The 1,642-nt window shown below is 54.4% G+C and carries 2 protein-coding genes; both read left to right on the forward strand.

Annotated elements, in window-relative coordinates; translation table 11 throughout:
* Positions 1-866, forward strand: an 866-nt coding sequence (locus PPL01S_RS25370) for a hypothetical protein (RefSeq protein ID WP_042156903.1), incomplete at its 5' end; no start/stop codon positions are given.
* The coding region (locus PPL01S_RS24195) for a DUF6708 domain-containing protein (RefSeq protein WP_042156906.1) at positions 866-1,642 on the forward strand (777 nt) is incomplete at its 3' end. The genes PPL01S_RS25370 and PPL01S_RS24195, both read left to right, overlap by 1 nt.

Below are 1,642 nucleotides of genomic sequence, written 5' to 3' on the forward strand. Positions count from 1 at the left end.
CGGCGACCATCCAGGCCAGGCTGGGGCGCTTTGCCCGGCACTTCCGCCTGGAGATGCGTGACGGCAAGGCACTCCGTCGGGGAGCGCAGGCGCGCCTGGACCGTGCCATTGATCGCGGCTTTGACGAGGCGTTGCGCGGTGGAAAAAGCGGGCCGATGGCGGAACTGCGTATAGGGCGCGCGCTGGTGTTCCTGGAACTGTGGAACCTCTACAACAAGCTCGCGGTGACAGACAAGCACAGCCGGGAGTATGTCGAGGCCGCGGCGGCCGTGGTGGCGCTTACCGCGGCAGGTGTCGAACTGGGGGCGACCGCGGTGAGCATGGCTGGACGCAGCGGCAATGCGGCTGTTCAGCAGGGAGCCAAGGTGTTCAGTGGTGGTTTGCGGTTGACGGCGGGAACTTTGGCGGGGGCTGCCGCTGCGGTAGGGGCATGGTATGACTTCAACGATTTCAGAGAGAACATTAAAGCGGAGGAATATTCGATTGCAGGGGTATATCTCCTACGTTCAATTACCCAACTAGACGCAGCTTCTCTATCAATTGCTGTCGGCATGGGACTTGCCAACCCTTTTTTCGAATACCTTCTAAAGAAATACGGAAGCAAACCACTTGTTGGAACTTTAATAGAAAAAGGAGCGCAAATCTCCAGCTCCCTGGCCACGCGCATGTTGCCTATGCTTCGCATCTTCTTCGCCCTCAACCTGGTCGTTTTCTCATTAGTTCTGATCGAAATCTTCGTGCTTCCTGATGCCTTGCAGCGGTATCTAGACCATTGCACATTCCGCAAGAACCGTAGCAATGGCATTGCCGAAACAGAAGAACGGGAAATTGAAATTCTACAGAATGCCATTAGGAGCACTCTCTGATGTATTTTCTGGAACGCGGCTTCCAATGGTCAAAAACCCTGAGCACTTACGAAGAAGACCGTGAAGCATACGAAAAAAAACAACGTCAACCGGGGCAGGATGAGCTCCATGCTCCAGAGGGCGTGGGCGACTCTGTCTCCAAAAAGGTCTACGGCAATGATTCCCTTTACTCCCATACCGAAAATTTCATTGACCTCCGCACGCCTAGCGATGAAAAAAGAGGAATAGTCACTACATTTCTTGGCTGGATATATTTCTTTCTTTCTTACGCCACAATTGAGACCACCAGCATCGCCGCAGAAAAAATCCTATTGGGAACTCGAAATAACGGAGAGGAACTAAGAACAACAGACTATTTCTTTTTAATAATATTCTCATTGATTTGGCTAATATTGCTCATCGTATTCTTGAAGTACACCTTTCGATTTTTCCGCCTTGAGTCCTTCACCGCCCGACGCATCATCGTTCGTTTCAATAGAGTCACCCGCAAGGTCTACCTGCTACGCCCCAAGCACCTGGGCGGCATCCTCATCATGGACTGGGACAAGACCGAGATCCTCCTGGACAAGAAGATGAGCGAACTGGAGGGCACCGGCGGCTTCCTCATCCTGGTCTGGGATCGGGGTGATGGCGTGGACTTGCAGGGCACCCCCACCGACAACCTGGAGGTCACCTTCGTCGGCAAGCCGACCCGCAACGCCGGCGAGTTGCTGGCCTTCTGGGAGTACATCCGCCGCTACATGGAAGACGGCCCCGCCGCCGCCCCCGCACCGAAC

Source organism: Pseudomonas plecoglossicida NBRC 103162 = DSM 15088 (assembly GCF_000730665.1).
Classification (GTDB): domain Bacteria; phylum Pseudomonadota; class Gammaproteobacteria; order Pseudomonadales; family Pseudomonadaceae; genus Aquipseudomonas; species Aquipseudomonas plecoglossicida.